Origin of the sequence: Citrobacter sp. Cf118, from assembly GCF_030334095.1 — a bacterium.
Classification (GTDB): Bacteria; Pseudomonadota; Gammaproteobacteria; order Enterobacterales; family Enterobacteriaceae; genus Citrobacter; species Citrobacter freundii.
This window is the reverse complement of record NZ_JAOWES010000089.1, coordinates 449,752-473,330: the sequence shown is the minus strand read 5'-3', so window position 1 is coordinate 473,330 and position 23,579 is coordinate 449,752. Positions and strand designations below refer to the sequence as shown.

The following is a 23,579-nucleotide window of genomic DNA, read 5'->3' as shown; positions in this document are numbered from 1 at the left end:
GGGCCGGAGCCCGCCAGTGTGCGGTTATGCGCCGCCTGCCGGCGCCTCGGCAAAGGTAATGCCGTCAATGAATGCGACGTTGCCGTAGTCCTCGATCACAAAGTCATCATTCGATGACTGATAGGTCGCAATACGGTTGTACTCCGGCTCCTCCTTGATCGTCCTGCGCATTCCACCGCGCTGGTAGTACACGGACAGGTTTTTAAACGGCGTGATCAGTACGCCATTGACCGGGAAGTACGGCGCGATGAAGGTCGGCATGTTGCCGACACGCTCCTGCGCAACAATCAGCTGACCGGCCAACATTTCGGTGTTCGGATTGGTCTGACTCATGGCGTTAATCGCCGGGAAGTTGCCGGTGGTCAACAGGTCGCCCGCCAGGATCACCACGTTGTCAGGATTACGTTTGTGCCACTCATCCATCAGACTGTTTTTGGCGTCGTACACCGCCGCGCCCAGGTTGCCGTAAGTCCCTTTCGCAATAACCTTGTTATCTTCATCACGGGAAGTGATCGTGACGCCGGAAATCACGCGGTGTGAGGCTTCGGTACGGATTTTCTCCAGCCAGCCAATGCCACAATCCTGCAACAGCGGGTTAGCCGCGCGGTCTGATGGATCGCTGTATTTGGTGCCGTTGAAACCAATCATGATGCGGTCAAGTGACATCTGGCGAGCCATCGCCTTGCTGATCAGGGGCTGGAATTCCGGCATATGCGCCCAGGCATCAAGCTGTTCATAGCTGATCCCGTAGTCGTAGTTGACCTTGCGGCACATGTAATCAAACGGCTCCATTGAATGGTTAGCCCCTGGATTACGACGGTTGGTGGTGCTGTTGTTAACGCCAGCCATCGGGCCTTTGCTGCCAATCAGCACTTTCTGACCAATCTGCTGATTAACGCCAAATACGTTAATTTTGCTCAGGAAAGAATCACTCTCCTGTGCGGCCTGCTCCATGCGCTGCTGGCGCGCAGGGTCTACCGCAAATTTCGCAGCGACTGCCGCAGTCGATACGCCGTTTAAGCGCGCCTGTTGCGCGATGTACTGATCAAACAGCTGGCGGGTATTGTTTTCCATGTTCTCTGCTCTCGTAGTTGATATCAGTAATCAGCCAGCTGCGCGTTGGCGCCGCCGTTCGCAGGTGGTCGCTGACTGAAGGAAGCTTCAGTGCTCACCAGCTTCTGGCGCAGCTCTGCAAGCTCAGTGGTCAGCTTCTGGATAGCGGCCTTGTCCTCCTGGCGCTCCTGTTCTGCGGCACTGAAGCGATCAATTTGCTCGGATTGAGATTGCGCCACGGCCTCAACGACCTGATGCATCTGACTGAAGCGCTGATCGTCCGTTTTCTGACCTTTGCCAATAATGCTCATCACGCGATTAAACCACTTAGCTCCTTCATCGCTGCGCTGGGCGGTCAGCTCGATCACCTCTGCTTCAAGCGCTTCGGTGAACATCGGCGCCTCACCCTGCTGGTTATTGAAGGCCATCACCGATGCACGCTGCTGTGAGGCAAATTTAAGACGCTCAGTACCCAGGCTCGCCGGGGTATCGGTCATTGCCAGCCCGACAACATAGGCTTTACCGTTGAGGGCAAACTGCGGATGCAGCTCAATACTGGAATAGACTTTTTGCCCTTTGTCGGTCATCTGCACCATGCGCTCGGATGGTTCGATTTCGGCATAAAGCGCGGTACGCCCCGCCAGTGCACCTTCGGTGATGTCTTCAGTGCTGAGGGCTACCACATCCCCCATCGCACCAAAATCGCTATTCGGGAACATAGAGAGATAGTGCTCAATGTTGACCCGCGCGCCATACACCTCAGGGTTGTAATTTGCTGCCGCATCGCGAAGGTGCTGCGGTTGAATTTCGCGCCCGTCAACGGTATTTCCGGAGACGGCCACGCGAAACTTCTTACGTGGTTTTGCTGTGCCTGCCATGTTCGTTTACTCGCTTGTTTTCTGAGTTCCCGGAGATGATGGCAGGGGGACGCATCCCCCCTCAACGCGTTGTTGTTGTGAGCGGAGCACTACAACCCAAAGCGAGCGCAAGGGTACGCGCGCGCGGGTTAATCTCCCCGGCAGGAAGCGAGGAGGATTAATGGCGATTGAAGAAGCATTCATCATGCAGCGTGCACGACAGCTTTACTGGCAGGGCTACCCGCCAGCAGAGATCGCACGCCTGATGGGGATCAACCAGAACACGGTTTACTCATGGAAAAAGCGAGATGAATGGGACGCCACACCGCCGATCCAGCGCGTGACAACATCCATTGATGCCAGGCTAATTCAGCTCACTGGCAAAGACAAAAAGACCGGCGGTGATTTCAAAGAGATTGACCTGCTCACCCGTCAGCTGAAAAAGCTGGATAACGGCACAGCAGCCACCCAGCCGAAGAAAAAGATCCGCAAAAAGCAAAACTATTTCTCAGAGTCGCAGATTGCCGCGCTGCGGGAGAACATTCTCGGCTCTCTGCACTGGCACCAGAAAGGGTGGTATGACAATCACCACTGGCGCAACCGCATGATCCTGAAAAGCCGTCAGGTTGGCGCGACGTGGTATTTCGCACGTGAAGCTCTGGTGCGCGCCCTGTCTGAGGATGTGAAATATAAGCATCAGCGCAACCAAATCTTTTTATCGGCAAGCCGCCGCCAGGCGTACCAGTTTCGCAGTTTCATTCGCTCGGCCGCCGAAGAAGTTGATGTGGAGCTTAAGGGCGGCGACATGATCCAGCTGTTCAACGGTGCCGAGCTGCATTTTCTTGGCACGTCAGCGGCTACCGCTCAGTCATACACGGGCAACCTGTATTTCGACGAATTCTTTTGGGTAGGCCAGTTTGCCAACCTGAAAAAAGTCGCGGGTGCCATGGCAACGCTAAAAGGCCTTACGCGTACCTATTTCTCCACCCCTTCAGCCGAAAGCCATGAGGCTTATCCATTCTGGACAGGTGAAGCATTTAACAAAGGGCGCAGCCATGGCAAGCGCATTGAGTTTGATACATCCTGGAAAACACTTAACAGCGGCCTGATGTGCCCGGACAAGATCTGGAGGCAGATTGTCACGTTGCAGGATGCTATCGACCATGGATGGGATCTGACTGATATCGACGAAATCCGGGAAGAGAACAGCCCGGAAGAATACGACAACCTGTACGGATGCCAGTTCATCAAAAGCGGTGAAAGCGCCTTTGACTATAACAGGCTACTGGCATGCGGTGCTGATGGTTATGACGACTGGCCCGACTGGCGCCCATATGCGGCCCGCCCCATGGCGGATCGTCCCGTCTGGATTGGCTACGACCCGAACGGCGCCAGCGGCAAGGGGGACAGTGGAGCCATATCCGTTAACGCTGTGCCAATGGTGCCCGGCGGCAAGTTCCGCACGATTGAGACACTACGCATACGAGGGATGGAGTTCGAAGAGCAGGCCAATCTCATTATCGGCATGCTCACCCGGTACAACGTGCAGCACATCGGGATCGATGGCACCGGTATTGGTGAAGCGGTCTATCAGCTGGTTAAAAAGCATTTCCCGGCAGCGGTTTGTTACCAGTTCTCACCGTCCAGCAAGCGAATGCTCGTGCTGAAGATGCAACAGCTGATTCGCGGCGGGCGCTGGGAGTTTGATCGTGGTGAGCTTGACCTGGTTGGTGCATTCAACTCTGTCCGCAAGATCGTTACCCCTGGCGGCGTTGTCACTTACGACACGGACCGCTCTCGCGGCGTCAGTCATGGCGATCTCGCATGGGCGACGATGCTTGCCACCATTAACGAACCGCTGGGACAAGAAGGCGGCAGCAGTATGACAGTTACGGAGTATTAACCTTGAGCAAACAAAGACCCACGCGCGGCAGGAAGTATGCCAGGGAGCAGGCAGATCTCGCAGCCTCACTGAAAGCATCACCGGAGCTGAACTTATTCACCTTCGACGGCCCATGGCCGGTGAGTGGTGCCAGCGACCTGCTTGATAACATGTATTGCGCAGATAACGGGCGATACTATGAAACCCCCATTGACTGGTATGGCCTCGCCCGTCAGTTTGGCTATGCGAGCTGGCACCAGTCGGCGCTTTATTTCAAGCGCAATGTCCTTGCAGGATGCTTTATCCCGCACAAACTTCTTTCCCGCCAGGTGTTCTCCGCCTTCGCGCTGGACTGGTTTGTCTTCGGGAATGGCTATCTTGAGATGCGAAAAAACCGGCTTGGTGGTTCCTTTGGCTTTCGTCACTCGCTGGCGAAATACACACGCCGTGGTTCTGACCTGGACACTTACTGGTTTATTCAGGCCGGGCTACAGGATCACATGTTTTCAACGGGCTCGGTATGCCACGTTCTCAGCCCGGATATTCACCAGGAAATATACGGCATGCCTGAGTATTTCGCTGGCCTGCTGTCTGCAAACCTGGCCCATTCTGCTGACAAGTTCAGAAAGCTCTACTACGACAACGGCTCACACGCTGGCTGCATCGTCTACGTTAACAGCGCGATGGCCGACCAGGAGAGCCTTGATAAGCTCAAAAAGACTCTGACGGATACCCGGCGCGGTGGTGCGTTTAAGAACATCCTTCTGCACGCACCTAACGGCGGCAAAGACTCCGTGCAAATACTGCCATTCAGCCAGATATCAGCTAAGGATGAGTTTGTGGGGGTGAAGTCTTCCACCCGCGATGACATGCTGGCAGCGCACCGGGTACCGCCGCAACTGATGGGCGCCATTCCGGAAGGGAACGGTTCATTCGGTGATATTGAGAAAGCGGCCCGAGTGTTCGCCGTCAACGAGCTGACACCCTGCATGGAAGCCATGAAGCATGTTAACGACTGGCTGGGTGAGGAGGTGATTCGCTTCAACCCTTACGCATTGCTTGAACCCACGAAGTGATCTACTGGCCGCATCGTCATTTCTGGCGGTGCGGTACCACCCGCAGCACCATCATTTCCGGCCATATCGGCCACTCACGAAACACAAATAAATCACACTCCCTACCAGACGCAGCCAGCGGCCCTCTGGCGCGACTTCTCTCGCGTTGCCGCTTCGCTCAACCATCAACATGAGCGCCCGGCAGGCGGCGAATGGCGAAGGATATGACCCCCTGCCTGCCCCCCTTTGCGCGCGCTTGCTCCCCCGCCTCGCCTGCGCGCTAAACCGACCCCTTTTTGTGCACTTTGTGCAGCCCGCCCAGGCCCCGCCAGCGCTGGGGCGGCATGGAAAAAACGTTGTTTCAAAAATTGTGCAAATTTGTGCATCTTTTTGCATCCGCGCGGCCCTATTTTTACACCTGATCAACCTCGCCGAGCGCCACCATGATCGCCAGGCGCTCCGCAGGCGGTAACGCTGCAAATTTTTCCTTCCAGCGCTGCGCTTTTCGCTTGATTCTATAGCGATCATTGTAATTTTTGCCTGCAAAAGTATGCGAATAAGCGCGCCCCTCCTGGTAGTTCATCCAGATTTTCTCCGTCCTCACCCCGCCGCGCGTCATTGCCTGAAATTCTTTGCTGCGCCAGCCCACTAACGTTTCGTCATAAAGCTGCGACGGATAGCCAGAAATGATCACGCTAACGTTCTCCGGCAGACTCATCAGGCAGGCTAACAGACGCTCATGATCGGCAACGGTATATTCATGACGGTACCGGGCGCGGCTGGTACGCGTTTCTGGCAGATAGGGAGGATCGGAATAGACCAGCACGCGGCCATGTCGAGTAAAGTCTTCTCTTTCCAGAAACCCTACTGCATCACCGTGATACAGGTGCAACAAAGGCGGAGTTTCTCCCATCTCTGACCAGCGATTTCGGGTTAATTTAAACGCACTTTCATCGACATCAATTCCAATCGTCCTGGCTGCGAGTGGCTTGTAAAACATTACCGCACCACTGCCCAGATGCGTTTCAATGTAGGTATCATGCGGTGGCATTTCAGCAATAATCTTTTGATAAACCCCACTCGCCGCTTTACTTCCCAGATAACTCATAGCCTTCTCGCTCTCCAAAAAAATAAAACCTGCAGCACCGCCAAAAATGGCGGTGCTCGATAGAATGGCCAGCACGGTCAAAAGCGACCGTGGTTAACGGATTGATCGGAGAGTCTTACCCGCAGCCCATCAATAACATCGGGCGCATAATCCCATTTTCCATCTGGCGCAATCATGGCGCCCGCTGAGATGCCGGAAGCCGGATCACGGAAAATTGCCAGTCCAAGCGGATGAAGGATTTCAGTGTTAATGCGGACAATAAGACCTAGCGCTGACAGCTCATTCCAGTCCAACCAGTCGCAGCCGCAGATTTTTTCACGCCCTGCTGGGATAGCTGGCATCACTAGCGCTGGTATCTTCCCTTCAGTGCCTTGCCAATAAGACGGGCCCACCTGTCTGGACTTGTAAACGATGGTTTTCGCTCTGCCCTTGCTCTTGTTTTTCCTTCTCTGCGCCCTGTTTGCTGTCTTCGTTTTTCTGGTGTCTGAGTGCTTCATTTTTACCTCTCATTTTTCCGTTTAACTGCCTTCTTCCAGCGCGTGACGAGGTCACACACCGCCACATATTCAGAAGTTGATTTATCTTTCTCACCTGCGCGCCATGCCCTTACTTCACGTAACCGGCCACCATCAGCCGCCAGCATCCCTCCGCCGTGGCGAACGCTGGCACCGGCGGCGATTGACCGAACAACGTCATCACTGACGAATATCCGACAGCTACGCAGCTGCGCGCCGATACTGTTGATCAGCTCTTCTGGGATGCTGTTCTTTTGTGATGCTTCTTTTTGTTGCGCTTGTTGCAGTGCGGCTCCGGCTTTTTTCTTCTGGTATTCCGCAACAGCTGCGGCGTAGTTATTCGCGCGCCGCTCGGCTTCGGCCCGCAGCTGTTCGCGCCAACGCTGTTCTGCCTCTTCCGGTGTCAGGCTCATATCTTTCGCAGCAGCCACTTTTGGCCCCCACGTCAACGCAGTTTCATCATCAACAGACGTGCGCAAGCCGCGCGCGGTACGCTCGAAGGCTTGATCTGAGCTTTCGCGGCCAAAGTTTTTCAGTCTGCTGGTGATTTCCTGCCGCTGCTGACGTGAATATCGGCGCAAGTCTTCGATATTCAGCGGAAGTTCTGTCATTTGACTGTCCGGGTGATCAATACCGTCATGCATCGCCGGTTTTGACGGTGTGGTACCAGCTGGCACCGCCACTTTTAACGGTGGTTTTTCGCCCGTTCCGGAGCGGCCCGTACAGTTATTGACAGAACTCCGAGGGGCCGCTGCGCGGCCTTCTAAGGTCAAAATCTCGACCGGCGACGGCTTACGCTTCGGCACAATCTTGTAATCGGTGGTGCGGGTGAAAATGACTGATTCGCTGCCCGTATAAGGGCAATAAACGCCAGTAATTTTGGCGACCGTGTCACCATAATCATTGCCGTTTTCGGTGAATTCATAGTTAAGCCGAACGCGTAGGCAATCGCGCGCGACAAATGGCCCGCCCTGAGCGTTGGTATATCCCGGCCAGTCTGGCGCATCGGCTGCGGCGCGTGCCGCCTCCAGCTCCGGATGCAATACCAGCTCGCGGTCACCTAACCGGCGCAGCTCCCGCCAGGTGGTCACCGGTGCGCCGCCAATCTGCTGAAACTGGCGGATATTCCAGCGTGAAGCCCAGGCACGCACGCGCTTTGCCATATCCCTGACTGGCTGGCCTGACTCAAGATCAAGCTCACCATCCATGCCGTAGCCGTCGATATTTTTGGAAATGTATTTGGCGATGTAGCCCGTCGCCGAGCCAAATTGCTCGTCGATTGGCTTAACGGTAAAGCGGTGCTCCTGTGCCCCCGGCTCCTGCCCGTCTTCTCTCATGGCATGCTTACGGAAAATGGCTGTTGCATACTCCACTTCCTCAGGACGGAGGAAGAGCAACAGGTGCCAGTGAGGGGTTCCATCATGGTGTGGCTCTGCAACACGAAAACCAAACGTGCGGATACCTTCGCGACTCCATTTGGCTCTGACGCGCGCCCAGACTTTGCAAAGGTATTTTTGCGTCTGACGCGGGCTGGCGTGCTGGTACTTATCGTTTCGTCTGCCTGACTGGACATGCGTTGAGTGGTAACGCGACGGCGCTGTCAGCGTGTAGAACATGCCAACCAGCCCCATTTCATTCGCCATATCCTCAAACCCGCGCATGCGCACCATCAGCTCATGCCGCGCGATCTTCGGGTTGGAAACACTACCCATCACCTTATCCAGTAATGAGCTGCGCTCGCCGGTGTCCTGGTCTTCCAGTTCCATCGCCTGAAGGAATTCGAAGTTCGCTTTTTTCTGCGCCACCCATTCCCTGAAGCAGGGATCAGAGCAATACGGTGAAGCCACTTTGCTGACGTAGCCGGTCGCGATCATTAGATGTTCGCGCCAGCAGTCATGGATGCGGCGGATTTTGTTAAGCCACCATTTTTCGGAATGAAGTCTGCCAGCGGCACGCAGCGCCTCGTCGGCGTCCAGTTCTTCGTCGCAATAACGCGCCCACCCTGGGATCGCGATATTGAGCGTCGCCGCTTTGCTCGCTACAGCCCCGTACGCGTAAATCGACGAAAACTCGAGATCGGATGTTTGCTCATACTGAAAATCAAACTCGCGCATAAACTCGCTTTTCATCAGGTTCGCAAGCTTATACGCCAGTCTTTTCAGGCGTTTTTTGTCCGCCCACGGCAGCAGGTGAAATTCATCACGCAGCGGAAGAAGAAGCGCCGGGAGCGTACTTTGTGGGAGGTATTGCGCGTTAACCGCATCAACACGGCGTAGGACATGCCGCTCAAACGTACCGAACAGCCAACGCACGACGTCTTTTGGTTTGCTGCGTTCGAGGTTTTCAAGGTGCTGCGAGAAGCGCTTACGGATAAACGCCGGGAGCGTTTGCACCCGGCGGCGGAGGTAGTTAGCGCGGCCATTTCGATCAAATGCCTCACGCGCATCGCCCTCGCGCGGGCGCAATGGTGCGCGGTAGACCGTATCAACCAGATCACCATAAGCGAGCGCCCTGCGCTCGCCTTTCGGTGTCAGATACTCAATGGCTGAGCTTTCGGTTTTATGAGGGTTGATGGCCTGCCGTTTGGTATTCCATTCCCATGCTAACGCGGCGAGATCAGACATAACTCACCGTCGCCATATAAGCACTTATGAATGCCGCCGCCGCTTCGATGTTGATGGCGTTTCCGTAGGTGCGCAGTCTTCCCACTCTGGCGGGAACCCCATTAGCCAACGGGAATGATCCGGGGACAACTGGCCTCCACTTTCCATCCCGGCAGCTGAGCCAGTCAGCATCTCGCCAGAAACCGTTAACCGGGCCGGGCCGCATAACGCCGCGACATCCTGAAGCCGCTTCTGAATCTTTGTTCCATTGTCGCGATACGTCCGCATAGCCTCTTGCGGACATGGCGAGCGGTCGTTGCTCGTGGTCGGCGTCGGCGTCGGCCAGCCCGCTAATAACGCAGCTGTCTGAAGGTTTACCCCCCCCTGTCGGTTGAAATTCCCCGCGCCTCCCCCATTGCTGGCAATCGGCGTCGGCCACCCAATAAGCTCTGTCTCGCCGGTGCGGCGCGCCGACGCTCGCAGACGGAAACGCAACCGCCCCGAAGGCATAGCCCAGGGCTTCCACGTCAGCTTGAACAAGGTCGATCCAGTCGCTCGCGTAAGCGCTTCCAGATTGCTCGCCAAATACCACGACAGGGCGGCGCTGGCCGATAAGCCAGTGTGCGGAGGGCCATAAGTGCCGCTCGTCAGCAAACCCAAGCCCTTTGCCTGCCTCGCTGAAAGGCTGGCAGGGACATGATGCTGTCCATGCTGGGCGACTGTCGGGCCATCCTGAGCGACGCAATGCGAGTGACCATCCGCCAATTCCGGCGAAGAAATGGCATTGTCTGAAACCTTTGAGATCATTCGGGGTTACATCCTCAATTGAGCGTGTATCAACAACACCAGGCGCTATATGACCGGCGTCGATTAAGTTGCGCAGATGCTGCGCTGCATGAGGGTCGATTTCGTTGTAATAAGCCGTCATCGCGCACCACCTACACCGTCACGGTGTCGCCGGGCTTAACCTGCCTGGCGTCTTTTTCGGTATCACGAATAATGGTCGTGCTGCTGTACCTGCCCCAGCTCAACACCTCCACCTCAACGATCCAGAAATGGCGGTATGGGCGAACGTCGAGCACGCGAGTGATCACTGCATCAACTGTGTTCATCAGAATGGCAACTCCTCGTCAGGTGCCTCGGAAACAAGCTGTAGCCGCACAAGTCCACCCTTCCTTATTCCCTGGTCATCGCTTCCAATGCCGGATACGCATGACCTAGATAGCGGCACATCTGCATCAAGGATGAATGCCCTAAAATCAATCAGGGTGAAGGTGTGGTACTGCTGGCTTCCAGTTATGCGGTAAACCAGTGCTGTCACTATGGTGCAATCCCCTGATTCATCGGCGGGATCTACTGCTAACCACACAGGCTCGCTCATCAGCATCCCTCCGCCCCGTCGAATGCACCCGCCGCAGCCATCGCGCCATAAGTGGAATTACCCACCACCGGCCCGCAGTCCGGGCAGTTACCACCGCCAGAACGGCCGCAGCCATCGCAGACGCGAAGCACGCCAATCACTTCACCGGCCATATCGCGGCTTTTGGCGCTCACAGAGCGGCGGACGCTCAGGGAGTGAAGGTTGAAGGCGGAATAAATTTCGCGAGTATCAGGCGTGTCGCTGTTTGAGATGATCGAGCGGGTGGCGTACTGACGGTTAACAGCCACAAGAGCCGCTACCAGAGCGCGATGATCATCCAGGGTAAATGGTTTGCCGTAGGCGGTGAAATTGGCGGTGTCGCTCGCAGGGATGTAGGGCGGGTCACAATAAATCACCGCGTCATGCGCGAGTTGCATAACGTCAGGGATAGATTGGCGGAAATCACTATGGACAAAGACTGCTTTTGTGTCGCTGGCCTTTTCGGCGAATAAGCGCATTTCCTTTTCAGGAAAGTAAGGCGCGGCATATTTACCGAATGGAACGTTAAATTCCCCCCTCAGATTAGTACGATACAGCCCGTTAAATCCATGGCGGTTCAGATACAGAAATAATGCGGCATACAGCAAAGCCTGATCAGGCCTGGAGGTATCACTCCACTGCATGGAGTTAAAAAGCGTCCTTCGTGCGTAGTAACGATCTTCGGTGTTATCACCATGAAACATCGAACTCGTGATGTTGATCAGGCGTTCGGTGTCAGTCGTGACCACACGGAAGAAATTGATCAGCGCGCGATTGCTGTCGCAAAGAATATATCGGCGATAATCCGTGTTCAGAAACACAGTGCCGCTGCCAACGAATGGTTCTATCAGGTAATCAGCTTTCGGCAAATGCTTCAGCAGCTGCGGCATAACGCGAGCTTTACCGCCCGCCCATTTGATTGGTGATCTGATCATTATCTTGCCCTCACAACGATTCGAGGTGTGGGGAGGTCAGGCGTTGCCAGATCTCGCAAACCTGCTCAGCGCGATAAACAGCATCTGTCAGCATGTAAGTCGCTGTAGAACGGCGCGGATGCGGGACATACCCGGTAACGCCAGCGATATGAATCAGAGTCGAGAGGTAACGAATGTCAAAATATGGTAACAATGGGGCAAGACCATGGCGGGAAAGAGCACACGCAAGTGTGGCGATAGCTGCTGAGTCTCCGACTGACCAGCAAATGAGTTTTTCGTGTTTTGAAGCATTTCCTTTGATAAAACGACAGACACCACTGACAGCATCAATCTCGCTACAGGTAGCATTGATTACCTCAGCACGTTGCTCGGCATCCCCCTTCATAAGCTGTAAAACTGCTTCCGGGTAAATACCGCCCACGGTTCTGATATCAATTGCACGGTAATATTGCGGACCAATCTTCCCCGTTGATGGTTCGAAAAAAACGCACTCAATAGCGAACACCGGAGAATCTGGAGATATACCCAGCGCGCGAATATCTAACATGATGTTGTTCATAAGCTTTTATCCTCATTAATGATTAATTCGCGGTTGCTGATCCACCGCTCGACTGATGAATAAATCTCTTCCGGGGGGAGGCTTTCCTTTTTCAGCTGGCTAACGAAAATACGCAGCAGACCCAGCAGGTGAGCGCGTTCGTGTTTTCGTGTGTTGGTGCTTATTTCCATAAACTCTGGATCACTTATTCCGCTCTCCAGCTTTATTGACTTAACCGACATGTGACCTCCTGAAAAAGGCAAAACGAATACCCGGCAAAACGAATGCTGTTATTTTTATGCTGGTTAATTAATGGTTGGGGCGGGGTTTACGCTTAACCTGTTTAAAAATCCTTTCGTGCCAGTAATACAAGAAATCTATAAATGTCATTCGCGCACGTTCATGGTTCCCGCGAATAGTTTTTTCCAGTCCATAAATAATTAAATCGATAGATGGGCTGTCCGGAGTTACAACAATGCGCGCACCATTTTTTAAATTAACAGTAAATCCTTTCTCCGCGTTTTCTACCGCTTCGCGAATCAGCATTTCCCGTTCCCACGATGTTTTCTCTTCTGTAAACATATAAACCTCATGGTTTGTTTGGTGGCATACATGGTTCAGCAACTACATCCAGTTCTGCCACTCTTTTAGCGGCATACACCAGCTCGTTATCACTCAGGCCAAGAAGCGATTGAATCCTTAATAGTGCAAGTTCCGCCTTTGCTACTCTAAGTCTTCTAGCTTTCCGCATTGCTTGCTGGGTAGCTTGCGAAAGCTGGTGCGCGCCGATCAGACTCATTTGCACCCACACTTTTTAAAAAGATGGATTACAGCACTTAATAAACCCTTATTTATTTTCTCCGTATAAACAAACGGTTTATTCATTTCTTTAATAAAACGAACCTTATTAGGTTCTGGCTTAAAGAAACGCCCATCAGGAGTTTCAATCCATCCGCGAGTGTTACTGTAATGCGTAACCTGACAACCATGCTTTAACAGGCTGGCAAGTGACGGCGTGTTATCGTTCATAAAATGCCCCTATTACAATTGTCTGCGCGCCTTGCGCTCCACTTCTTCACGTCGCGCTCTAAATTCAGATAATGCTTTATCTTTTTTCTGCTTTATTTTTTTACAGTGCACTCTTATCAGGATCTGAATCAGGCTCAAAACAAACACAGCAAAAATAAAAAGCCCGATAGCCATTTCAAGTTTCATTTCTCCCACCATTTTTTAGTTTATCAATGGTTCGCATTGCCTCTGCTAATTCAAAGTCTCTGCCAAAATAATTCCCATCATTCATCACGCTATATGCGCGCTGCATTGTTCTGGAGTTTTTAGGACACATGTGGATAGTGAATCCCCGATACACATAATTGTGTCGACTCAGTTGGATTAGCTGATTCATGATTTTCCTGTCAACTGTTTGCAATGGCATCCTTGAGCATGGCTATCATGTTTACTTCCACCTTGCCCCCTGATAGCTCTTTAGGCCTGATAATTATCCTTCCGTCGCGAACCATTAACCTGCATGTGTCGAATGGAATGCCGGTTAGTCTGGAATACTCCTTGAGAGATACATAAGGAGCAGCAACATTCATATTGATGGTCACGCCCGTCATTTCTACCTCATCTTCCGTTATTAATTCCCAGAGTACGGCTGCGGTTCAGACTTCATCGATTCAAGACCGCGCAGAAAGACGATGCGAACCATGTTGGATGCTGAACGACACTCAGCCTCTGCCATGGCCTCAATCTCTGAGCGTTCTTCAGGGGACAAACGCAGTGGCAAAGAACCGCCAGCTACGCTGTTTTTGGGCGTACGTGCCCGCTGTGTGTTTTGTACTTGTGTCATAGTGGTATATTGTGATCTGCTAAGTGTCTGTGATTTACATTCTGGTACTCAAACGAGTACCTGTCAAGGATTATTGAATGCAAACGAGTACAGGAGAACGCCTCAAAGAAGAGCGCGTGCGCTTGGGACTTAGCCAGGCTGCGCTTGGCGAGATAGGTGGTGTTAGAAAACAAGCTCAGCTCAATTATGAAAAAGGTGAGCGAAACCCTGATTCCGCATACCTTTCCGCGATAGCGAAATTTGGTGCAGATATCCAGTACATCGTTACAGGGATAAGGTCTGCCGAGAGCCTTTCTTCAGATGAGAAGGAGCTGATCAATCTATTTAGACAAGCACCTTTAGCGGTCAAAGCAGCAGCGTTAGCAGCGTTAAATGCAGGCAATGCCGCTTCAGATTCAATAAATGTGTCTGGTAGTGGCAACCGAGTGGCTGGCAGGGATTACAACGAAAACAATAAATAGGGAAGCAGTATGGAAGTGAATTCATCTGGAGAACAGAATAGAACAGCTGGACGAGACTTTACGGAAAACCGCGTTCAAATAGATAAATTTGATGGTCGTCACACCATCAACATCGCGATTCCCTCAGATACTCACGATGAGCGTCCATTGGTTAGGGCGCAGAGAAAAGAACTTAATGCCCTGGTAGCGATTGTTTCTGATTCCTACAGCAGAGAAGCGTATGAGATCTGGCAAAAGCTGCATGCAGAAATTGGCGTCTCAAGTATCGAAGAAATGACCGTCAACCAATATCAGACTGCAATTAGCTTTTTGCAGTCTATGGTCGAACGCGCTAAGGACAAAGATGCAAGTAAAGCACTTGTTAGCCTTCTCCTTCGAAATAGTGAAGATAGCGAATTGAGGCAGAAGCTGATTCGTTATTGCCATGTTAACTTCGGCACTGGTCGATTGAATGACCTAACACGCAACCAGCTTCAAATGTGTATATCGTGGCTGGACCAGCAAACACAAGATATTCCACCCCCTCCCCCGAAAGAGAATCACTCTTCAGTGGAAATCACCACATTGCTGCGAACTCACCCTAAAGAATTCATTGTCATTTTCTTAATTGGCTTCCTGTTAGGTTCAATATTTTTCTGACTTCGTGGGGTTTTATATGAAGACTATTTGTTTTACAGGTTTTGGGAAAAAAGATAAAAACGAGCTGATTGAAATTGCTAAAGCTCGTGGATATGTCGTAAGAAATGATGTAACCAAGGATCTTAACTATCTCTGTTGCGGTGAAAATGCTGGTCCGAGCAAAATAAAAAAGGCATCCCAACAAGGCTCTGAGGTGCTGTCGGTCGAGCAATTTCTAAACCTATCGCCTTTGTCGGATGCACAATATGCTGAAAGTGAAGAGGGCAATCCACCAACACTTACAATTCATGATGAGCACCCTCTTCTGGACCTGATCTGGTCGTCAATTGATACCAAAAATAATTTATCAATCATTTATCACGGAGGTGAACGATCAGGAGTTGCAAGAGATATCCTTCCCCTGACATTGCTTGATAACTTTACGCTACGGGCAGCAGACCTATCATCTCCTACTCATCCGGTAAAAACTTTCAGCTTGGAAAAAATTGAAATACCTGGTGTAGAAAGGCTCCCATCCCTGCCAAGCGAACGTAAGAAGAGTAAGAAAAAGCAATACTCCGTTGGCTTATATAAAAATATCGAAGAAGTACATTTAGCATTTGCCGATACACTTCATGGTATGGGGTGGCATGTTGCTACTTACCAAGATGATGCAGGCCTTTGCAATCGTTTGGATATTTGCGACTTTTTCAAAAATGGTAAACCACGTAAAACTCCCGTTGTAAGTTTATCATTCCAGCCAGAAAACCAAACGCGTCCCTTCGTCTGTAGGTGTCGAGATATCGAATTTACTTCAACCTATGCACATCTTGATAACGCTGCGGAAATGTTCATTTCACTCGCGTATGCAGGGTCTGATGATGATGCCGAGGTGCATAATTGACTGTTCGTAAACTTCCGTCAGGCAAATGGCTGTTGCAGTGTTTCCCATACGGACGTGATGGGAAACGCATACGTAAGCAATTTGCCACCAAAGGCGAGGCGCTCTCCTATGAGCGCCGTTTAATGAATAACGCCACAAACCAGCCTGTAAATGACAGTGCTGTCACTCTTTCGGCATTTGTTGAACGCTGGTACGAAATGCATGGCAAAACGCTCTCATCTGGTGATGAAAGAAAGGTGAAATTACTGGCCATATGCGAACGTCTTGGTGATCCATTGGCTTCTCACTTTGATAAAAACACTTTCGCTGTATACCGGGAACGGCGTTTGAGTGGTGAATGGAATCAGAAAGGCAAGAAGAAGCTGAGTGAAGCGACTGTAAACCGCGAGCAGTCTTATCTGCATGCAGTATTCTCGGAAATGAAGCGGCTAGGGGAATGGGAAGGAGATAACCCGCTGTCTGGAATCAGGCAGTTCAAAGAAGGTGATCAGGAGCTGGCTTTTCTGTATGAGGAAGAAATTGACCGATTGCTTGCAGCATGCGACCAGTCTGTAAACAAAGATTTAGGGATTATCGTACGGATTTGTCTGGCGACCGGTGCACGATGGAGCGAGGCTCAAGACTTAAAGCAATCTCAAATCCTTCCTGGTCGTCTGACGTTCACGCAGACCAAAAGCAAGAAGAACCGCACAGTGCCAATTTCACAACAACTACAGGCGATGCTACCTAAAAAGCGGGGCGCCCTCTTCTCACCTGCATACGAGGCTTTTAAGGCAGCTCTCGCACGCGCAGGTATAGAGCTACCAAAAGGACAGCGTACCCATGTACTACGTCATACATTCGCGAGTCACTTCATGATGCGAGGTGGGAATATTTTGGTGTTACAGCAAATTCTCGGGCACAGCACGATCATGATGACAATGAGGTATGCGCACTTTGCCCCAAACCACCTTGATGCTGCGGTAGCACTTAACCCATTCGATAACCGCCAAGAAGCAAAATAGGTAGACAGGAAAAACATGCTGCCATGCTGCTGCCATTTTGCTGCCACTGGCAAACGACAAAAACAAAAAAACCACCCGTAGGTGGTTTCACGACACTGCTTATTGCTTTGATTATTCTATTCTTTCCCATGGTACCCGGAGTGGGACTTGAACCCACACAGCGCGAACGCCGAGGGATTTTAAATCCCTTGTGTCTACCGATTCCACCATCCGGGCTCGGGAAGAAATTGGAGGCGCGTTCCGGAGTCGAACCGGACTAGACGGATTTGCAATCCGCTACATAACCGCTTTGCTAACGCGCCGAAATCTTCTGGCTTTTCAGCCGACATCCGCTATTGCCGATGTCTCTAATTTGGAGCGGGAAACGAGACTCGAACTCGCGACCCCGACCTTGGCAAGGTCGTGCTCTACCAACTGAGCTATTCCCGCATCACCAAGTAACTTTGTTAATCACTTGATTTTGTTATCGTCTGGCAATCAGTGCTGCCGTTCGATGCGTTGCATTCTACTTACCTGACGCAATGAGTCAACGATATTTTTCACCACTAACGATCGTTTGCTGAAATTTGCGTCGAAACGATCACTGATCAAGCAAATCTCCACGTGCAGCGCTCAAATACTGGAACATTGACCACAAAGTCAGTATCGCGGCGACGAAGAAAAGTGCGATCCCAGCATACTCAACCCAGATATTTGGACGCCACAGCAGCCAGGCCAGTGCAGCCATTTGCGAAGTGGTTTTCACTTTACCAATCCAGGATACGGCTACGCTGCTGCGTTTACCCAGTTCGGCCATCCATTCACGTAGTGCAGAGATGATGATTTCACGCGCAATCATTGTTGCAGCGGGGAGCGTCACCCACCAGCTGTGGTAATGCTCTGTCACCAGTACCATCGCAATAGCTACCAGCACTTTATCAGCGACCGGATCGAGGAAGGCGCCAAAACGCGTGCTTTGGTTCCAGCGGCGAGCCAGAAAACCGTCAAACCAGTCTGTGACCGCTGCGATACAGAAGATCAGCGCACAAACAAAAGGAGCCCAGGTGAATGGCAGGTAAAAAGCCAATACAAAGAATGGGATCAGGATGACGCGAAACAGCGTGAGCAACGTAGGGATATTAAATTGCATATGACGGATAACTATCTGTTGTCAGTGAAATTACCCCTATGTTGCTACAGAGGGCTTAATGTTTCAACGAGTAGAAGATCTTTTCTGCCAGAGCTTGCGAAATACCCGGCACTTTTGCAATTTCTTCGATACTTGCATTACGAAGACCTTGCAAACCTCCCATATATTTCAACAACATCTGGCGACGCTTTGGCCCGACACCTTCGATGGTCTCAAGCGTGCTGGTACTTTTCACTTTCGCCCGCTTTTTACGATGCCCGCTAATCGCATGATCGTGAGATTCATCGCGGATATGCTGGATAACGTGCAATGCAGGCGAATCCGGCGGCAGACTAAAGCCCTCACCTTCCGGCTCAAAGAACAGTGTTTCCAGACCTGCTTTACGATCGACCCCTTTTGCCACCCCCAGCAAGAGTGGGTGCTGTTTGTCCCAGGGAACGTCCAGTTCAGCAAAAACGGCTTTCGCCTGCCCTAACTGACCTTTACCGCCGTCGATCAATATGACGTCCGGAATCTTACTTTCTTCAATCGCCTTACCATAACGCCGACGTAAGACCTGATTCATCGCCGCATAATCATCACCCGGCGTAATGCCGGTAATATTGTAACGCCGATATTCTGCACGCAGCGGGCCATTGGCATCAAAAACCACGCAGGAGGCTACCGTCTGCTCCCCCATCGTATGGCTAATGTCGAAGCACTCCATACGCTTCACCGCAGGTAACTTCAATACGGAGGCCAGCGCCGTCAGACGTTGCGTAATCGTCGACTGCTGAGAAAGTTTCGTGGTGAGCGCCACTGCCGCGTTGGTCCGCGCCAGCTTCAGATAACGCGCGCGATCCCCTCGCGGTTTCGTCTGCACGTTAATCTTCCGTCCGGCCAGTTCAGACAGAGAGTCTGCCAGCAGGGTTTTATCGCTAAGATTGAAATCGAGCAGGATCTCCCCGGGTAAGGTACGCATCTGGCTCCCCTGCAGATAAAACTGCCCGACAAAGGTTTCGACGACCTCGCCCAGTTCCGTACCACCGGGTACTTTAGGGAAATAGCTGCGGCTGCCCAGCACTTTACCCTGGCGAATAAACAGAACGTGCACACAGGCCATGCCGGCGTCAAACGCCACGCCAATGACGTCCAGATCGTCTCCAGTATTAGAGACAAACTGTTTTTCGGTCACGCGGCGTACGGCCTGGATTTGGTCACGAATTCGCGCAGCCTCTTCAAATTCGAGATTTTGGCTGGCCTTTTCCATGCGGGTAATCAGCTGTGTTAACACCTGATCGTCTTTTCCGGACAGGAACAGACGAACATACTCGACCTGCTGAGCATACTCTTCCTCGCTCACCAGACCCGCGACACACGGGCCGAGACAGCGGCCAATCTGATATTGCAGACAAGGTCGAGAACGGTTGCGATAAACGCTGTTTTCGCACTGGCGGATAGGGAATATTTTCTGCAACAGCGCCAGCGTTTCACGCACCGCATAACCGTTAGGGAACGGTCCAAAGTACTCGCCTTTGGCATGCTTTGCCCCACGATGCATCGCCAGACGCGGGTGGGTATCGCCGCTAAGGAATATAAAGGGGTAGGATTTATCATCACGCAGCAATACGTTATAACGCGGCTGATATAGCTTGATGTAGTTGTGCTCAAGCAATAACGCTTCGGTTTCAGTGTGCGTTACCGTGACATCAATCTGCTGGATTTGCGCGACCAGCGCTTCGGTCTTGCGTGACGCAAGATTACTACGGAAGTAGCTGGAAAGCCTTTTTTTCAGGTCTTTCGCTTTCCCGACATAGATAACCGTTCCGGCGGTATCATACATACGATAGACGCCGGGCTGACTGGTCACGGTTTTCAGGAACGCTTTGGCATCAAACTGATCTGTCACTGGCTTGCTAATGTCTCCGCATTACACAGGCCATGGCGAATTGCCAGGTGAGTCAGCTCTACATCGCCATGAATGTTTAATTTACTGAACATTCGATAGCGATAGCTGTTCACCGTTTTAGGACTAAGATTCAGTTGCTCTGAGATCTCATTAACCTTCTGACCTTTGGTGATCATCAGCATAATCTGCAACTCGCGTTCAGACAAACTGGCAAACGGGGTTTCCGTTTTCTCAGGCTCAATCTGGCTGAGCGCCATTTGCTGAGCGATATCGGAGGCAATATACCGTTGCCCGGAAAAAACCGAACGAATCGCACTCACTACTTCCTGGGGGGCGGCGCCTTTGCTGAGATACCCTGCAGCCCCTGCCTGCATAACTTTTGCAGGTAATGGGTTTTCGGTGTGTACCGTCAGCATGATCACTTTAATGTCTGCCGTGGAACGCGCAATTTTGCGGGTTGCTTCCAGACCGCCAATACCGGGCATATTCATATCCATCAGCACAACGTCAACGGAATTTGAGCGGCACCATTTTACCGCATCTTCACCGCAGCACGCTTCGCCGACAACTTTTATGCCTTTTATATCTTCCAGAATGCGTCGTATCCCTGCGCGCACCAGTTCGTGGTCATCAACAAGAAAAACGTTGATCAAAGGAATATCTCCAGAATAGGGATAACGCTACCGATAGTTAATCGGTCCTATGTTAACGGGTTTTATCTCAACTTTGAAATGTAAAAAACGCCCGACTTTCGATTTTGCTCTCGTTTTTGGAAATTAGATTGTACGACGAGTGGAAACTTTCAGTACTGGTAACCTTTTGCCACGGTTATATCTGTGTAGCTGTTTCATAATGGTGACAAAAAGATCATATTCCTTCGCTGAATGCAAACCAGGCAGTCAAAGTTGTAACAATAATTAACGAGGAAAATACTCGAAATAAACAACATGTGGAGAAAATATATGCACTGCAACATGTTGTTTATTTTAATGTCCACAACATTGGTCCGCGCAAAAAACAACCACAGATATTTTTAGCCTCGCTTATGGTATACTCCGCCGCCTTAAGATTTGACATCGCACTTTTTCATTGAAACATAACGAGGAAAATAAATGAGTACGCCTGACTTTTCCACTGCTGAGAATAACCAGGAACTGGCCAATGAAGTCACCTGCCTGAAAGCCATGTTAACGCTGATGCTGCAGGCAATGGGTCAAGCCGATGCAGGCCGCGTGATTCTTAAAATGGAAAAACAGCTCGCGCTGATTGAAGATCAATCACAGGCTGCGGTATTTTCCAACACGGTTAAGCAAATTAAACAAGCTTACCGCCAGTAATAAGAAACCGGCTGATAGCAATGCTCTCAGCCGGTTTTGCGTCTGACACTCAGAACGATAATTTACTCAGATAAGCCCGGTTGCCGCGGCATAACAGGCTATCTGCGTTTTGTTTGGCGCGTTGAATTTCTTTTGCATATTCTTCTGGTGGAAGTTCACGGTATTTTCAGAAATCGACAGAATGATGGCTATCTCTGAAGAGGTCTTCCCTTCTGCCGTCCATTTCAATATTTCCTTTTCCCGCTTGCTAAAACGCATCTCTGGCGCCATAACCATGTCATCTTCCAGTCGCGTCAGTACAGACAGACTTTCCCGTACCAGAAGCTGCATCCTGAGCTCCACTTCATCGCTCGCAAGGCGACTGTTACGGATACTTGCACGCGATACAGATAAAAAACCCAACGCCCGGTTAGGCAACATTAAGCATTGCGTCATCCCTTTGCGTAAACCGTGATTGCGCGCGGCGTCCCACAAAGGTTGCGCATCGCGAAACAGAGTATCGTTCCAGGGTAAATGCCCCTGACTGAAGTTTTCAGGTTTCAGCACCGGATCAATGGCAAAATAATTTTCGGACTGATAATGTGCCACCCATGCTTTGGGATAGGTCGTATGAAGTGACGTTTTAGGTCGGGTAAAAGGTACCGGATGACGAACACAGAGCGCGTAAAAATCAAACTCTAAGTGCTGCGTCTGTTGTTGCAATTCCGTATAGACATCCTCTGCCGTCGCCATTTCCTGAAAGCGTAACAGCATGCTCCGTCGCCAGGTGAAGAAATCAAGATCCTGCATACTAAGTGGTAATGCCCCTGAGATTGATAATCATCCAAACATATGAAACAAGCTAACACATAAATGTATTTTATATATGCAAATTATCGGACAAATGAACAATTACTTGAGTATTACTCAACAGCGGAAGTAAGTAACAGAATCAAATGTTAATAATAAAGCAATAATTATAAATAGTTATGCGAAGAGCACTCGCCAGAAACAATCCCGGCGAGTGCCATATACACTATTTATTGCATCAAAAACTTTTCAAGAAACTGACGGGTACGTGGCTGCTGCGGATGCGTGAATAAGGATTTTGCTGGTCCCTGCTCTACTATCCGTCCTTGATCCATAAATATCGCTCTATCGGCAACATCGCGAGCAAAGCTCATTTCATGCGTCACAATTACCATGGTGCGTTTTTCCTGCGCCAGTTGGCGGATGGTATTAAGTACCTCGCCAACCAGTTCAGGATCAAGCGCGGAGGTCGGTTCATCAAAAAGAATAACCTCAGGTCGCATCGCCAGCGCTCGGGCAATCGCTACGCGCTGCTGCTGCCCACCCGATAAACGCCGCGGATAGCTGGTTTCTTTACCTGCCAGCCCGACTTTCGCCAGCAATTCACGCGCACGAGCTGTCGCTTCAGCTTTTGGTTCACCTTTGACTATCACCGGCCCTTCAATAATGTTTTCCAGCACTGTCCGATGGGGAAACAAATTAAAGTTCTGGAACACAAAACCGACGTGCTGGCGTAACTGACGAATCAGCCCTTTCTGCTGGGTCAACGAACGCGCGGTATCAATGGTAATCTCACCCACTTTAATGGTGCCCGCCTCCGGTTGCTCCAGCAAATTAATGCTACGCAGCAGCGTGGTTTTGCCCGATCCGCTCGGCCCGATAATCGCTACTACTTCACCAGGTTTGACGTCAAGATCGATCCCGTGCAGCACCGTTTGCCCATGAAATTTTTTGACCAGGTTTCTGACTTCGATAGCACTCATTTCGGCTCTCTCTCCTGGCGGTTCAGTTGTTCTTCAAAATAGTTTTGCAGCGCAGAAAGCACCGTCGCCATCACCCAGTAAATCAACGAGGCCGCCAGATACATCGTAAAGACTTCCAGCGTACGCGAGGTAATCAGCTGCGCCTGACGGAACAGTTCCGGTACCTGAATAGTGGCGGCCAAAGAGGTATCTTTCACCAGACTGATAAAGCTGTTGCTCAGAGGCGGCAGCGCAACGCGCGCAGCCTGTGGCAGGATTGCCCGGCGCATGGTCTGCCAGCGCGTCATACCAATACTGGCACCCGCCTCCCACTGTCCTTTGTCGATGGAAGAGATTGCCGCACGCAGGGTTTCCGCAGCGTAGGCGGCTGTATTAAGCGACAAGCCAATCATCGCCGCCGGGATGGGATCAAGCTCAATTCCAAACTGCGGCAGACCGTAATAAATCATAAACAGCTGAGCAATCAACGGCGTTCCGCGAAAGATAGAGATATAAAAACGCGCCAGCCAGCGCACAGGCAGAAGCGGAGACAGACGCATCAACGCCAGGATAAACCCCAGCACGAGGCCAAAAAACATCCCGCCGATACTCAGTTGCAGCGTAAAAACCGCGCCTTTGAGCAGATACGGCAGGGAATCAATTACCAGTTGGATACTTTCATGCATTAGC

At 51.3% G+C, this 23,579-nt stretch carries 31 protein-coding genes and 3 tRNA genes; 8 read left to right on the top strand and 26 right to left on the bottom strand.

The features are described 5' to 3' along the window. Positions 1 to 24: 24 nt before the first annotated feature. A complete protein-coding gene (locus OGX67_RS25985) occupies positions 25 to 1,074 on the bottom strand; it encodes a phage major capsid protein, P2 family (RefSeq protein WP_023305076.1) in 1,050 nt (349 codons plus the stop codon). Between the two features lie 23 nt (positions 1,075 to 1,097). Then, positions 1,098 to 1,931: a GPO family capsid scaffolding protein gene (locus OGX67_RS25980; protein ID WP_010835070.1), complete on the bottom strand. Its 834-nt coding sequence runs from the start codon at positions 1,929 to 1,931 to the stop codon at positions 1,098 to 1,100. A 160-nt stretch (positions 1,932 to 2,091) separates the two neighbouring features. Between OGX67_RS25980 and OGX67_RS25975 the strand changes: the two genes are divergently transcribed. Together OGX67_RS25975 and OGX67_RS25970 are read left to right on the top strand one after the other, a co-directional pair. Continuing rightward, positions 2,092 to 3,813, top strand: a complete 1,722-nt coding sequence (locus OGX67_RS25975; protein WP_008500365.1) for a terminase large subunit domain-containing protein — start codon at positions 2,092 to 2,094, stop codon at positions 3,811 to 3,813. A 2-nt stretch (positions 3,814 to 3,815) separates the two neighbouring features. Continuing rightward, entirely contained in the window at positions 3,816 to 4,868 is a 1,053-nt protein-coding gene (locus tag OGX67_RS25970) for a phage portal protein (protein WP_286527895.1), read from the top strand. 391 nt (positions 4,869 to 5,259) lie between these two features. On the opposite strand, the gene OGX67_RS25965 is transcribed toward OGX67_RS25970, so the two are convergent. The 15 genes from OGX67_RS25965 to OGX67_RS25895 all read right to left on the bottom strand — a co-directional run bounded on the left by OGX67_RS25965 (position 5,260) and on the right by OGX67_RS25895 (position 13,797). After that, positions 5,260 to 5,955: a DNA adenine methylase gene (locus OGX67_RS25965; protein WP_171845579.1), complete on the bottom strand. Its 696-nt coding sequence runs from the start codon at positions 5,953 to 5,955 to the stop codon at positions 5,260 to 5,262. Positions 5,956 to 6,032: 77 nt separating this feature from the next. Next, on the bottom strand, positions 6,033 to 6,452 hold the full coding sequence (locus OGX67_RS25960) for a DUF7415 domain-containing protein (RefSeq protein WP_286527892.1): 420 nt from the start codon (positions 6,450 to 6,452) through the stop codon (positions 6,033 to 6,035). Between the two features lie 2 nt (positions 6,453 to 6,454). Then, positions 6,455 to 9,094 carry a replication endonuclease gene (locus tag OGX67_RS25955; RefSeq protein ID WP_286527888.1) on the bottom strand — a complete coding sequence of 880 codons (2,640 nt, stop codon included), beginning with the start codon at positions 9,092 to 9,094 and terminating at the stop codon, positions 6,455 to 6,457. Next, a complete protein-coding gene (locus OGX67_RS25950) occupies positions 9,087 to 10,001 on the bottom strand; it encodes a DNA cytosine methyltransferase (protein ID WP_286527885.1) in 915 nt (304 codons plus the stop codon). Before OGX67_RS25950 ends, OGX67_RS25955 begins: the two co-directional genes overlap by 8 nt. A 10-nt stretch (positions 10,002 to 10,011) precedes the next feature. After that, on the bottom strand, positions 10,012 to 10,185 hold the full coding sequence (locus tag OGX67_RS25945; RefSeq protein ID WP_016155221.1) for a hypothetical protein: 174 nt from the start codon (positions 10,183 to 10,185) through the stop codon (positions 10,012 to 10,014). Next, positions 10,185 to 10,454, bottom strand: coding sequence for a hypothetical protein (locus tag OGX67_RS25940; protein ID WP_286527882.1), 270 nt, complete (start codon positions 10,452 to 10,454; stop codon positions 10,185 to 10,187). The genes OGX67_RS25945 and OGX67_RS25940 overlap by 1 nt, the downstream gene beginning before the upstream one ends. Then, positions 10,454 to 11,407 carry a DNA adenine methylase gene (locus OGX67_RS25935; RefSeq protein WP_286527880.1) on the bottom strand — a complete coding sequence of 318 codons (954 nt, stop codon included), beginning with the start codon at positions 11,405 to 11,407 and terminating at the stop codon, positions 10,454 to 10,456. Before OGX67_RS25935 ends, OGX67_RS25940 begins: the two co-directional genes overlap by 1 nt. 10 nt (positions 11,408 to 11,417) lie before the next feature. Next, positions 11,418 to 11,966 carry a 3'-5' exonuclease gene (locus OGX67_RS25930; RefSeq protein WP_286527877.1) on the bottom strand — a complete coding sequence of 183 codons (549 nt, stop codon included), beginning with the start codon at positions 11,964 to 11,966 and terminating at the stop codon, positions 11,418 to 11,420. Continuing rightward, positions 11,963 to 12,187 (bottom strand): hypothetical protein, encoded by a 225-nt coding sequence (locus OGX67_RS25925; RefSeq protein ID WP_286527874.1) that lies wholly within the window; start codon positions 12,185 to 12,187, stop codon positions 11,963 to 11,965. The genes OGX67_RS25930 and OGX67_RS25925 overlap by 4 nt, the downstream gene beginning before the upstream one ends. 67 nt (positions 12,188 to 12,254) lie before the next feature. Further along, on the bottom strand, positions 12,255 to 12,527 hold the full coding sequence (locus OGX67_RS25920) for a hypothetical protein (protein ID WP_101743133.1): 273 nt from the start codon (positions 12,525 to 12,527) through the stop codon (positions 12,255 to 12,257). Between the two features lie 213 nt (positions 12,528 to 12,740). Then, positions 12,741 to 12,974: a phage filamentation protein Fil family protein gene (locus OGX67_RS25915; RefSeq protein WP_267453754.1), complete on the bottom strand. Its 234-nt coding sequence runs from the start codon at positions 12,972 to 12,974 to the stop codon at positions 12,741 to 12,743. Between the two features lie 12 nt (positions 12,975 to 12,986). Beyond that, positions 12,987 to 13,160 (bottom strand): hypothetical protein, encoded by a 174-nt coding sequence (locus tag OGX67_RS25910; RefSeq protein ID WP_286527864.1) that lies wholly within the window; start codon positions 13,158 to 13,160, stop codon positions 12,987 to 12,989. Continuing rightward, on the bottom strand, positions 13,150 to 13,290 hold the full coding sequence (locus OGX67_RS25905; RefSeq protein ID WP_233594576.1) for a DUF4761 family protein: 141 nt from the start codon (positions 13,288 to 13,290) through the stop codon (positions 13,150 to 13,152). Before OGX67_RS25905 ends, OGX67_RS25910 begins: the two co-directional genes overlap by 11 nt. A 70-nt stretch (positions 13,291 to 13,360) precedes the next feature. Further along, positions 13,361 to 13,564 (bottom strand): hypothetical protein, encoded by a 204-nt coding sequence (locus OGX67_RS25900; RefSeq protein WP_024142410.1) that lies wholly within the window; start codon positions 13,562 to 13,564, stop codon positions 13,361 to 13,363. A gap of 20 nt (positions 13,565 to 13,584) precedes the next feature. After that, positions 13,585 to 13,797, bottom strand: coding sequence for a hypothetical protein (locus OGX67_RS25895; RefSeq protein ID WP_286527860.1), 213 nt, complete (start codon positions 13,795 to 13,797; stop codon positions 13,585 to 13,587). 77 nt (positions 13,798 to 13,874) lie between these two features. Here OGX67_RS25895 and OGX67_RS25890 point away from each other — a divergent pair, with 77 nt between their 5' ends. From OGX67_RS25890 to OGX67_RS25875, 4 genes are read left to right on the top strand one after another with little or no spacing between them, the layout of a single operon-like run. After that, the gene (locus OGX67_RS25890) at positions 13,875 to 14,258 is read left to right on the top strand and encodes a helix-turn-helix domain-containing protein (RefSeq protein ID WP_286527854.1); all 384 of its coding nucleotides are present in this window, start codon (positions 13,875 to 13,877) and stop codon (positions 14,256 to 14,258) included. A 9-nt stretch (positions 14,259 to 14,267) separates the two neighbouring features. Next, positions 14,268 to 14,897, top strand: a complete 630-nt coding sequence (locus tag OGX67_RS25885; protein ID WP_286527852.1) for a hypothetical protein — start codon at positions 14,268 to 14,270, stop codon at positions 14,895 to 14,897. A gap of 16 nt (positions 14,898 to 14,913) precedes the next feature. Next, positions 14,914 to 15,780: a BRCT domain-containing protein gene (locus OGX67_RS25880; protein WP_286527849.1), complete on the top strand. Its 867-nt coding sequence runs from the start codon at positions 14,914 to 14,916 to the stop codon at positions 15,778 to 15,780. After that, entirely contained in the window at positions 15,777 to 16,784 is a 1,008-nt protein-coding gene (locus tag OGX67_RS25875; protein ID WP_286527846.1) for a phage integrase, read from the top strand. Before OGX67_RS25880 ends, OGX67_RS25875 begins: the two co-directional genes overlap by 4 nt. 129 nt (positions 16,785 to 16,913) lie before the next feature. On the opposite strand, the gene OGX67_RS25870 is transcribed toward OGX67_RS25875, so the two are convergent. The 6 genes from OGX67_RS25870 to uvrY all read right to left on the bottom strand — a co-directional run bounded on the left by OGX67_RS25870 (position 16,914) and on the right by uvrY (position 20,454). Beyond that, positions 16,914 to 17,000: transfer RNA gene (locus OGX67_RS25870), tRNA-Leu, on the bottom strand. A gap of 12 nt (positions 17,001 to 17,012) precedes the next feature. Beyond that, positions 17,013 to 17,086, bottom strand: a tRNA-Cys gene (locus OGX67_RS25865). A 51-nt stretch (positions 17,087 to 17,137) separates the two neighbouring features. After that, a tRNA-Gly gene (locus tag OGX67_RS25860) sits at positions 17,138 to 17,213 on the bottom strand. A gap of 151 nt (positions 17,214 to 17,364) precedes the next feature. Further along, positions 17,365 to 17,913, bottom strand: a complete 549-nt coding sequence (gene pgsA / locus OGX67_RS25855; RefSeq protein ID WP_003030490.1) for a CDP-diacylglycerol--glycerol-3-phosphate 3-phosphatidyltransferase — start codon at positions 17,911 to 17,913, stop codon at positions 17,365 to 17,367. Positions 17,914 to 17,968: 55 nt separating this feature from the next. Continuing rightward, entirely contained in the window at positions 17,969 to 19,801 is a 1,833-nt protein-coding gene (gene uvrC / locus OGX67_RS25850; protein WP_086503976.1) for an excinuclease ABC subunit UvrC, read from the bottom strand. Next, complete coding sequence (uvrY, locus tag OGX67_RS25845; protein WP_003030486.1) at positions 19,798 to 20,454, bottom strand: UvrY/SirA/GacA family response regulator transcription factor; 657 nt, start codon at positions 20,452 to 20,454, stop codon at positions 19,798 to 19,800. Before uvrY ends, uvrC begins: the two co-directional genes overlap by 4 nt. Positions 20,455 to 20,750: 296 nt before the next feature. On the opposite strand from uvrY, the gene OGX67_RS27025 reads away from it, so the two are divergent. Continuing rightward, positions 20,751 to 20,894, top strand: coding sequence for a hypothetical protein (locus tag OGX67_RS27025; RefSeq protein ID WP_418219448.1), 144 nt, complete (start codon positions 20,751 to 20,753; stop codon positions 20,892 to 20,894). A gap of 19 nt (positions 20,895 to 20,913) precedes the next feature. Further along, complete coding sequence (locus OGX67_RS25840; RefSeq protein WP_003030482.1) at positions 20,914 to 21,138, top strand: DUF2594 family protein; 225 nt, start codon at positions 20,914 to 20,916, stop codon at positions 21,136 to 21,138. Positions 21,139 to 21,204: 66 nt separating this feature from the next. On the opposite strand, the gene sdiA is transcribed toward OGX67_RS25840, so the two are convergent. The 3 genes from sdiA to tcyL all read right to left on the bottom strand — a co-directional run bounded on the left by sdiA (position 21,205) and on the right by tcyL (position 23,575). Continuing rightward, positions 21,205 to 21,927: a quorum-sensing transcriptional regulator SdiA gene (sdiA, locus tag OGX67_RS25835; RefSeq protein ID WP_003030480.1), complete on the bottom strand. Its 723-nt coding sequence runs from the start codon at positions 21,925 to 21,927 to the stop codon at positions 21,205 to 21,207. A 230-nt stretch (positions 21,928 to 22,157) separates the two neighbouring features. Next, positions 22,158 to 22,910 (bottom strand): L-cystine ABC transporter ATP-binding protein TcyN, encoded by a 753-nt coding sequence (gene tcyN / locus OGX67_RS25830; RefSeq protein WP_003030477.1) that lies wholly within the window; start codon positions 22,908 to 22,910, stop codon positions 22,158 to 22,160. Next, positions 22,907 to 23,575: a cystine ABC transporter permease gene (gene tcyL / locus OGX67_RS25825; protein ID WP_003030474.1), complete on the bottom strand. Its 669-nt coding sequence runs from the start codon at positions 23,573 to 23,575 to the stop codon at positions 22,907 to 22,909. The genes tcyN and tcyL overlap by 4 nt, the downstream gene beginning before the upstream one ends. Positions 23,576 to 23,579 lie beyond the last annotated feature (4 nt).

Excerpts from the sequence above, each read along its gene's own strand:
- OGX67_RS25965 (WP_171845579.1), bottom strand. The coding sequence starts at position 5,955 with ATGAGTTATCTGGGAAGTAAAGCGGCGAGTGGGGTTTATCAAAAGATT.
- OGX67_RS25905 (WP_233594576.1), bottom strand. The coding sequence starts at position 13,290 with ATGTGTCCTAAAAACTCCAGAACAATGCAGCGCGCATATAGCGTGATG.
- OGX67_RS25980 (WP_010835070.1), bottom strand. The coding sequence starts at position 1,931 with ATGGCAGGCACAGCAAAACCACGTAAGAAGTTTCGCGTGGCCGTCTCC.
- OGX67_RS25885 (WP_286527852.1), top strand. The coding sequence starts at position 14,268 with ATGGAAGTGAATTCATCTGGAGAACAGAATAGAACAGCTGGACGAGAC.
- OGX67_RS25915 (WP_267453754.1), bottom strand. The coding sequence starts at position 12,974 with ATGAACGATAACACGCCGTCACTTGCCAGCCTGTTAAAGCATGGTTGT.
- tcyN (WP_003030477.1), bottom strand. The coding sequence starts at position 22,910 with ATGAGTGCTATCGAAGTCAGAAACCTGGTCAAAAAATTTCATGGGCAA.
- OGX67_RS25900 (WP_024142410.1), bottom strand. The coding sequence starts at position 13,564 with ATGACGGGCGTGACCATCAATATGAATGTTGCTGCTCCTTATGTATCT.
- OGX67_RS25940 (WP_286527882.1), bottom strand. The coding sequence starts at position 10,454 with ATGAGCGAGCCTGTGTGGTTAGCAGTAGATCCCGCCGATGAATCAGGG.
- OGX67_RS25890 (WP_286527854.1), top strand. The coding sequence starts at position 13,875 with ATGCAAACGAGTACAGGAGAACGCCTCAAAGAAGAGCGCGTGCGCTTG.
- OGX67_RS25985 (WP_023305076.1), bottom strand. The coding sequence starts at position 1,074 with ATGGAAAACAATACCCGCCAGCTGTTTGATCAGTACATCGCGCAACAG.
- OGX67_RS25960 (WP_286527892.1), bottom strand. The coding sequence starts at position 6,452 with ATGAAGCACTCAGACACCAGAAAAACGAAGACAGCAAACAGGGCGCAG.
- OGX67_RS25950 (WP_286527885.1), bottom strand. The coding sequence starts at position 10,001 with ATGACGGCTTATTACAACGAAATCGACCCTCATGCAGCGCAGCATCTG.
- OGX67_RS25955 (WP_286527888.1), bottom strand. The coding sequence starts at position 9,094 with ATGTCTGATCTCGCCGCGTTAGCATGGGAATGGAATACCAAACGGCAG.
- OGX67_RS25880 (WP_286527849.1), top strand. The coding sequence starts at position 14,914 with ATGAAGACTATTTGTTTTACAGGTTTTGGGAAAAAAGATAAAAACGAG.
- OGX67_RS25910 (WP_286527864.1), bottom strand. The coding sequence starts at position 13,160 with ATGAAACTTGAAATGGCTATCGGGCTTTTTATTTTTGCTGTGTTTGTT.
- OGX67_RS25840 (WP_003030482.1), top strand. The coding sequence starts at position 20,914 with ATGAGTACGCCTGACTTTTCCACTGCTGAGAATAACCAGGAACTGGCC.
- OGX67_RS25925 (WP_286527874.1), bottom strand. The coding sequence starts at position 12,187 with ATGTCGGTTAAGTCAATAAAGCTGGAGAGCGGAATAAGTGATCCAGAG.
- sdiA (WP_003030480.1), bottom strand. The coding sequence starts at position 21,927 with ATGCAGGATCTTGATTTCTTCACCTGGCGACGGAGCATGCTGTTACGC.
- tcyL (WP_003030474.1), bottom strand. The coding sequence starts at position 23,575 with ATGCATGAAAGTATCCAACTGGTAATTGATTCCCTGCCGTATCTGCTC.
- OGX67_RS25935 (WP_286527880.1), bottom strand. The coding sequence starts at position 11,407 with ATGATCAGATCACCAATCAAATGGGCGGGCGGTAAAGCTCGCGTTATG.
- OGX67_RS25895 (WP_286527860.1), bottom strand. The coding sequence starts at position 13,797 with ATGACACAAGTACAAAACACACAGCGGGCACGTACGCCCAAAAACAGC.
- pgsA (WP_003030490.1), bottom strand. The coding sequence starts at position 17,913 with ATGCAATTTAATATCCCTACGTTGCTCACGCTGTTTCGCGTCATCCTG.
- OGX67_RS25920 (WP_101743133.1), bottom strand. The coding sequence starts at position 12,527 with ATGTTTACAGAAGAGAAAACATCGTGGGAACGGGAAATGCTGATTCGC.
- OGX67_RS25930 (WP_286527877.1), bottom strand. The coding sequence starts at position 11,966 with ATGAACAACATCATGTTAGATATTCGCGCGCTGGGTATATCTCCAGAT.
- OGX67_RS25975 (WP_008500365.1), top strand. The coding sequence starts at position 2,092 with ATGGCGATTGAAGAAGCATTCATCATGCAGCGTGCACGACAGCTTTAC.
- OGX67_RS25945 (WP_016155221.1), bottom strand. The coding sequence starts at position 10,185 with ATGAACACAGTTGATGCAGTGATCACTCGCGTGCTCGACGTTCGCCCA.